This window comes from Streptomyces atriruber, from assembly GCF_001418325.1.
Lineage (GTDB): Bacteria > Actinomycetota > Actinomycetes > Streptomycetales > Streptomycetaceae > Streptomyces > Streptomyces atriruber.
The window spans coordinates 1-7,105 of record NZ_LIPN01000265.1 but is presented as its reverse complement, the minus strand read 5'-3'; the positions used below and the strand labels follow the sequence as shown (position 1 = coordinate 7,105).

Annotated in this window: 7 protein-coding genes and 1 pseudogene; 6 read left to right on the top strand and 2 right to left on the bottom strand. The window is 73.2% G+C overall.

Going from position 1 to position 7,105, the window contains the following annotated elements; all coding sequences use genetic code 11:
• On the top strand, nucleotides 1-686 hold a 686-nt coding region (locus AOK03_RS26250), incomplete at its 5' end, for a TerD family protein (protein ID WP_244177757.1).
• A gap of 18 nt (nucleotides 687-704) precedes the next feature.
• Here the strand turns inward: AOK03_RS26250 and AOK03_RS26245 are convergent.
• Nucleotides 705-1,895, bottom strand: coding sequence for a glycosyltransferase (locus tag AOK03_RS26245; protein WP_055567816.1), 1,191 nt, complete (start codon nucleotides 1,893-1,895; stop codon nucleotides 705-707).
• A gap of 58 nt (nucleotides 1,896-1,953) precedes the next feature.
• On the opposite strand from AOK03_RS26245, the gene AOK03_RS26240 reads away from it, so the two are divergent.
• Complete coding sequence (locus tag AOK03_RS26240; RefSeq protein WP_055567815.1) at nucleotides 1,954-2,736, top strand: glutamate racemase; 783 nt, start codon at nucleotides 1,954-1,956, stop codon at nucleotides 2,734-2,736.
• A 61-nt stretch (nucleotides 2,737-2,797) separates the two neighbouring features.
• Complete coding sequence (locus tag AOK03_RS26235) at nucleotides 2,798-3,346, top strand: hypothetical protein (RefSeq protein ID WP_055567813.1); 549 nt, start codon at nucleotides 2,798-2,800, stop codon at nucleotides 3,344-3,346.
• Here the strand turns inward: AOK03_RS26235 and AOK03_RS26230 are convergent.
• Nucleotides 3,327-4,367, bottom strand: a complete 1,041-nt coding sequence (locus AOK03_RS26230; protein ID WP_244177756.1) for an O-antigen ligase family protein — start codon at nucleotides 4,365-4,367, stop codon at nucleotides 3,327-3,329. The two genes, AOK03_RS26235 and AOK03_RS26230, sit on opposite strands and share 20 nt — an antisense overlap.
• A gap of 241 nt (nucleotides 4,368-4,608) precedes the next feature.
• Between AOK03_RS26230 and lnt the strand changes: the two genes are divergently transcribed.
• The 3 genes and pseudogenes from lnt to AOK03_RS26215 form a co-directional block, all read left to right on the top strand.
• Nucleotides 4,609-6,222 carry an apolipoprotein N-acyltransferase gene (gene lnt / locus AOK03_RS26225; protein WP_055567812.1) on the top strand — a complete coding sequence of 538 codons (1,614 nt, stop codon included), beginning with the start codon at nucleotides 4,609-4,611 and terminating at the stop codon, nucleotides 6,220-6,222.
• Between the two features lie 75 nt (nucleotides 6,223-6,297).
• On the top strand, nucleotides 6,298-6,774 hold the full coding sequence (locus tag AOK03_RS26220; protein ID WP_055567811.1) for an NUDIX hydrolase: 477 nt from the start codon (nucleotides 6,298-6,300) through the stop codon (nucleotides 6,772-6,774).
• Between the two features lie 87 nt (nucleotides 6,775-6,861).
• A pseudogene (locus AOK03_RS26215) lies at nucleotides 6,862-7,105 on the top strand (methyltransferase); the annotation flags it as partial.

Here is a 7,105-nt window from a genome sequence, read left to right as displayed (position 1 = left end):
CGCACGGGCGCGGGAGCCGCGCCGCCGCCCGCGCGGCTCCCGCGCCCGTGCGACTGACCAAGGTCACGCTGACGAAGGATGCGCCGTCCGTCTCCCTGACGAAGCAGGGCGGCACCTCGGGCGGCATGCGCGTGAACCTCAACTGGGAGGTGCGCAAGCAGTTCAAGGGCTGGGGCGCCAAACTCGGCCGCGCCGTCGCCATGCACGCCGACCTCGACCTCGACCTCTGCGCCCTCTACGAACTCACCGACGGCCGCAAGGGAGTCGTCCAGGCACTCGGCAACGCCTTCGGTTCGCTGAACCAGCCGCCGTACATCCTGCTCGACGGCGACGACCGCACCGGCGCCGTCGCCACCGGCGAGAACCTCACCATCAACCTCGACCACATCAAGGACTTCCGGCGCATCGTCATCTTCGTGACCATCTACGAAGGCGCGCGCAGCTTCGCCGACCTCAACGCCACGGTCACCCTCCAGCCGCAGCACGGCGCCCCCGTCGACTTCTCCCTCGACGAGTGCACGGTCCCCTCGACCGTCTGCGCGCTGGCCCTGATCACCAACAACGGCGGTGACCTCGTGGTCCAGCGGGAGGCCCGCTACCTGGTGCCGGAGCGCGGCGTGAGCCCGCAGCGCACCATGGACCACACCTACGGGTGGGGCATGAACTGGACGCCCGGCAGGAAGTAGCCGATCCGCCGGACGGCCCTAGCGCTGCTCGGTCGAGGGCTCCGGAGACGTGGTGTCGGGGCGTGCGTACGTACGCCCCTTCCACGCGGCACCACGCCCTCTGTAGTGCTGCACCGCCGAGTCCACCGTCATCAGGAGGTAGAGGAACGCGGTGCCGGGCAGCAGCAGCGCCAGCGGGAACGGCTGGCCGTAGTAGTTGAGCATCGGCAGATACGTCGCCGTCATCACCAGCCAGGCGAGGCCACCCGCGACCGCCGCCGCGCGGTTGCCCGTGGCGAGTCCCGCGAACAGCGCCACCGGAGGGGCGAGATACAGCGCGGCGAGACCGGCGACCGTGCCGACGAGCAGCAGCACGTTGTGCCGCAGCTGCGCGTACGCGCTGCGCGAGACCATCCGCCACAGGTCACCCAGGCGTGGATAGGGACGCACGCTGTCCACGCACTCGGCGAGGCCGAGCCAGATGTGGCCGCCCGAACGCTTCACCGCCCGCGCGAGCGCCACGTCGTCGATCACCGCCTGCCGGATGGCACCGGGAATCCGGGCGCGCTCGGCGGCCTCCGTGCGCAGCAGGACACAGCCGCCCGCCGCGGCGGCCGTCCGCGAGCCCTTCCGGGCGATCCACCGGAACGGATAGAGCTGCGCGAAGAAGTACACGAACGCCGGGACCACCAGGCGCTCCCACAGGCTCTCCACCCGCAGCCGGGCCATCTGCGAGACGAGGTCGTAGCCGCCGTTGTCCGCCGCGGCCACCAACCGGCGCAGGCTGTCCGGTTCATGGGCGATGTCTGCGTCGGTGAGCAGGAGATACTCGGGATCCCGCGCACGGGCCAGGCCGATGCCGTGCCGTACCGCCCAGAGCTTGCCCGTCCAGCCCGCGGGCGGCTCGCCGGGGGAGCCGACGGTCAGCGGCAGTCCGCCGTGGCGCTCGGCGAGCGCACGCGCCAGCTCGCCGGTGCCGTCCGAACTCCCGTCGTCGACAAGGAAGACCTCGGCCCGCCCCGGATAGTCCTGCGCGAGCAGCGAGGGCAGGCTCAGGGGCAGCACGGCCGCCTCGTCCCGCGCGGGGACGACGACACCGACCGAAGGCCAGTCGGCGGGGTCCCGGCGTGGTGGCAGACGCATGTCCGTACGCCAGAAGAAGCCCTGCCCCAACAGAAGCCAAAGCCACGCGGCAAGCGATCCGGTGGCGATCCACGCAACGGCGCTCATCCGCTGAAGTCTGCCCCACAGGACGGTGCCTGTGGGGCCCATCGACTATGGTGACCGGGTGAAGATCGCGCTCATGGACTCCGGCATCGGACTGCTCGCCGCGGCGGCCGCGGTGCGTCGCCTTCGGCCCGACGCCGATCTCGTTCTCTCCTCGGACCCGGACGGCATGCCCTGGGGACCACGTACTCCGGAGGACCTCACCGAGCGCGCCGTCGCCGTCGCCGAGGCGGCCGCCGCGCACCGTCCCGACGCGCTGATCGTGGCCTGCAACACCGCTTCCGTGCACGCGCTGCCCACCGTGCGGGCCCGCCTGGAGCCCGGGATCCCGGTCATCGGGACCGTGCCCGCGATCAAGCCCGCGGCCGCGGGCGGCGGACCCGTGGCCATCTGGGCCACGCCCGCCACCACCGGCAGCCCCTACCAGCGGGGACTCATCGACGACTTCGCGAACGGGGTCGCCGTCACCGAGGTGCCCTGCCCCGGCCTCGCCGACGCCGTGCAGTACGCGGACGAGGCGGCCATCGACGAGACGATCGCCGCCGCGGCGGCCCTCACCCCGCGCGATGTAAGGGCCGTCGTCCTGGGCTGCACCCATTACGAGCTGGTTGCCGAGCGCATTCGTGCCGCCGTCCAGCAGCCCGGTATGCCGCCCCTGGTCCTGCACGGTTCGGCCGGCGCGGTGGCGGCCCAGGCGCTGCGCAGGGCCGGTGCCGCCGTGGGTGCCGCGGCCGTGACTCCTGGCCTGACCGTCCTGCTCAGCGGGCGCGAGGAGCAGCTGCCCCGGGCGGCGCTCGGCTACGCGGAGGGACGCATGCTCGCGGAGACCAGCCCGGCGCTCTGACGCGGCGGTCACGCTCTGCCACGCGGTGGCTTCACGGCGGAATCTGAGTAGTCTCGGATGCATGAAGGACGACGCCCCCGAAGAGCGGGCCGCATCCGACAGCCCGCACGAGGTCTGGACCGGCCGCGCGACGAACCGCGTCCAGTGGCTGCTCGCGTGCGCCGGTGCCGCCTGCATGGCCCTCGGCATCGAGCTCGCGGTCGACTCCATGTGGACCTCCGGCATCGCACCGCTGGCCATGTCCGTAGTGGGGTGCATCGCCGTCGGACTCCTGATGCTCTTCGGGACGCTCGCCTTCGTCCATGTGGCCGTGAAGGTCGAGAAGGACTACCTGGAGGTGCGCTGCGGCCACCTGGGCCTGCCGCGCCGCCTCATTCCGCTCTCCCACGTCGTCGGCGCGGACTTCGCGCCCGCGGTGACGCCCCGCCAGTGGGGCGGCTGGGGATACCGCTGGCGCCCCGAGAAGGGCACTGCCGTGGTGGTCCGGCGCGGCGAAGGCCTGGTGCTCAGCCTGGGCGACGGCCACAAGTTCACGGTGACGGTCGACAACGCCGAGTCGGCGGTGCGGGCGATCAGGGCCCGCCTGGGACTCACCGGTACCCCGAGCTGACCGCCGCTCCCTCCTGTGACTCGTCGGTCAGGGGCCGTGCCGTCGCGATGCCCGCGAGGATGCCCGCCCCGGTCGTCACCGCCGTGACGCTCAGGGCGTTGCCCACCGCCGCCACGGCCGTCAGTGCCGTGAGGGCCGCGCCCGCCGACAGGACGACCTGTGTCGAGCCGGGGGAGAGCCACAGGGCGTACAGCAACCAGCAGAACACCGCGGCCAGCAGCGCCACCCCGACGAAGCCCTGTTCCGACGCCTGCTGAAGCGTGGCCGAGTGCGGCTTGTCGTCCGCCAGGACGTCGCCCGCGGCCACCGGGCTGACGTCGCCGAACCGCCCCGGGCCCACCCCCATGGCCGGCTCCCGCTCCGCGAGGCCCAGCGCGTCCTGCCACAGCAGTACGCGGTGGTGGCCGATGCTGCCCTCCAGCGGGGCCGTCAGACCCTCGGGCAGCGAGTCGTCGGCCAGGGCCAGCGAAGCGCCGGTGACCAGCACGGACGCCGCGGCGAGCCCGATGATGCCGAGGGCCCGGTGCCGCAGCCGGGCCGCCGCGAGCGAGCAGAGCAGCACCACGACGGATCCGGCGCAGCCGACCGGCGAGCCGAGAGCCACCGCGGCACCGGCGACCCCCGCGGCGAGCAGCCGCAGCGCCAGGCGTGCCGAAGGGGTTCGGGCCGCCCACGCCGCGCAGCAGGCCGCGCCGGCCGACAGGATCAGCAGGGCGGCGGTGGCGCCGGTGTGGCCCAGGGGAGAAGAGGGGCTCAGCGTGAGGCGCGGCGCGGCCACGGCGAGGCCGAGCCCCGCGAGCGCTCCCGCACACGGCGCGGCGACCGGAAGCAGCGCCCCGCAGATCCGTCCGCCCGCATAGCCCGCGGCCACGGCGAGAACCGCGAGGAGCATCCCCTCGGGGCTGCCGCCGTGCACACCCGCGGTGATCAGCGCCCAGGCGGCGCAGGCACCCAGCAGTGCTCCGCCTGTCGCGTCGGACGCGCTCCGTCGTTCGTGCGCCGCTGCCGGACCGGCCGGCACGGCCGTACCCGTTGACCCCACCCCGTCGCCCCCCGGTATGTGACGGGCCCCCGCCGGCGCGAACCGCTCCCACCTGAAGTGGACCGGACGGCCTCGGGGACTCGGCCACACGCTAACGGCTGACGCCCCACTTTGGGACCAGTTGTGCAGGAACGATTCATCGAACACCCACGCGCAGGGCTCCCCGGGGCCCCCGCGGCCGAGCTGTCGGCGCCCAGGTGACGCGCCGTACACTCCCCGGGTGACAGCCACCACCACTCCCGTGGACGAGCCGGGCCGGCTCGACCCGCAGCCCCCACAGGCCTCCCGCGCCGCGCGCCTCCTGCGCAGGCTGGTGCCCGCCGCCGTGGCGGCCCTCTCCGGAGTGCTGCTCTACGTCAGTTTCCCGCCCCGCACCCTGTGGTGGCTGGCGCTCCCTGCCTTCGGCGCCCTCGCCTGGTGTCTGCACGGCCGCACCTGGAAGGCGGGCCTCGGCCTCGGCTACCTCTTCGGCCTCGGCTTCCTCCTGCCGCTCCTCGTCTGGACCGGTGTCGAGGTCGGCCCCGGCCCGTGGCTGGCGCTCGCCGCCGTCGAAGCGGTCTTCGTCGCCCTCGTGGGCGCGGCCATCGCGGCCGTCTCCCGGCTGCCCGGATATCCGCTCTGGGCGGCCGCCCTGTGGATCGCGGGAGAGGCGGCCCGCGCGCGCGTGCCGTTCAACGGATTCCCCTGGGGCAAGATCGCCTTCGGCCAGGCGGACGGCACGTTCCTGCCGCTCGCCGCACTCGGCGGCACCCCCGTGCTCGGCTTCGCGGTCGTCCTGTGCGGCTTCGGGCTGTACGAAGTCGTGCGCCAGGTCGTCGACGTACGCGGCACCCGCGTCGTGCGCCGGGGCGCGGCGGCCGTCGCCGCGCTCAGCGTGCTCGTTCCCGTTGTCGGCGCCTTCGCGGCGCGCCCGCTCGTCAGCGACGAGGCGGAGGACGGCACGGCGACGATCGCCGCGATCCAGGGCAACGTCCCGCGCGCGGGCCTCGGCTTCAACGCGCAGCGCCGCGCCGTCCTCGACCACCACGTGCGCGAGACCGAACGCCTCGCCGCCGAGGTGAAGGCGGGCAAGGCCAAGCGCCCGGACCTCGTCCTGTGGCCGGAGAACTCCTCCGACATCGACCCGTTCACCAACCCCGACGCGCGCCTCGCGATCGAGGGCGCCGTCAAGGCCATCGGCGCGCCGGTCTCCGTCGGCGGGGTCGTCGAGACCAAGGACGGCAAGCTCTACAACGAGCAGATCCTCTGGGACCCGAAGAAGGGCCCCACGAGCACGTACGACAAGCGACAGATCCAGCCGTTCGGCGAGTACATCCCGCTGCGCTCGCTGATCAGCGCATTCAGCAGCGACGTCGACAAGGTGCGCCAGGACTTCAGCCGCGGCACCGAGCCCGGTGTCTTCACGATGGCCGGTACGAAGGTGGGCATCGCGACCTGTTACGAGGCGGCCTTCGACTGGGCGGTGCGCGACACCGTCACCCATGGCGCGCAGATCATCTCGGTGCCCAGCAACAACGCCACCTTCGACCGCAGCGAGATGACCTACCAGCAGCTCGCCATGTCCCGGATCCGCGCGGTCGAGCACAGCCGCGCCGTCGCGGTCCCGGTGACCAGTGGCGTCAGCGCCGTGATCATGCCCGACGGCAAGGTCAGGGCGAAGACGACGTGGTACACCGCGGACTCGCTCGTCGAGGAGGTCCCGCTGCGCTCCTCGCGGACCCCGGCCACCCGGCTCGGCGTGCTCCCCGAGTACATCCTCGTCCTGATCGCCGCGGGCGGTCTCGGCTGGGCCGTGACCTCGGTGGTGCGGGCCCGGCGGACCGCAGCGGAGTAACTGCCGTGCGCGGGGCCCGGATCGGTGTTCCCGGCCCCGGACAGGGCGGCGGCGCGGCGCGGTTAGGGTCGGACCATGGCTACTCCTGATTTCATCCGCACCATCCGGGCCGACGCGGGCCACCAGCTGCTCTGGCTGCCCGGAGTCACCGCCATAGTCTTCGACGACGAGGGACGGGTGCTGCTCGGGCGGCGCTCCGACAACGGCAGGTGGTCGGCGATCGGCGGCATCCCGGAGCCGGGTGAGCAGCCCGCGGAGTGCGCGGTGCGCGAGGTGTACGAGGAGACGGCCGTGCACTGCGTGCCCGAGCGCGTGGTCCTGGTGCAGGCCCTCGAAAAGGTGACCTACGACAACGGCGACATCTGCCAGTACATGGACACCACCCTGCGCTGCCGTGCCGTCGGCGGCGAGGCACGGGTCAACGACGACGAGTCGCTGGAAGTGGCGTGGTTCGACGTGGACGCGCTGCCCGAACTGCACGACTTCTCCCTGTCCCGGATCAAGCGGGCGCTGGCGGACGAGCCCACCTGGTTCGAGCCCGCACACCCCTGACCGCTCTGCCGTGGGGCTCGCGGGCCGAGTCCCACGGCCCGTCCGCCCTCCGTTCGCCCGTCCGCTCTCCGTTAGCCTGAGGGCACGATGAACCGTTTGAGCACGTCATGGGGCGCGTACGACCTCACCCGCTTCCCGGAGGACCCCCGCGACCAGCTGCGCGCCTGGTCGGCGGCCGACGCCTATCTGCTGCGGCAGCTGACGGGCGAGGAGGAGGCGGCGCCCGAAGGCTTCTCCGACGCCGTCGACCTCTCGGGCACGGTGGCCGTCCTCGGCGACCGGTGGGGCGCACTCACCACCGCCCTCGCCGGGCACGCGCGCGTGCCGGTCC

Bases quoted from the DNA above. Each gene is read 5' to 3' on its own strand.
- AOK03_RS26245 (WP_055567816.1), bottom strand. From the start codon at position 1,895: ATGAGCGCCGTTGCGTGGATCGCCACCGGATCGCTTGCCGCGTGGCTT.
- AOK03_RS26235 (WP_055567813.1), top strand. From the start codon at position 2,798: ATGAAGGACGACGCCCCCGAAGAGCGGGCCGCATCCGACAGCCCGCAC.
- AOK03_RS26220 (WP_055567811.1), top strand. From the start codon at position 6,298: ATGGCTACTCCTGATTTCATCCGCACCATCCGGGCCGACGCGGGCCAC.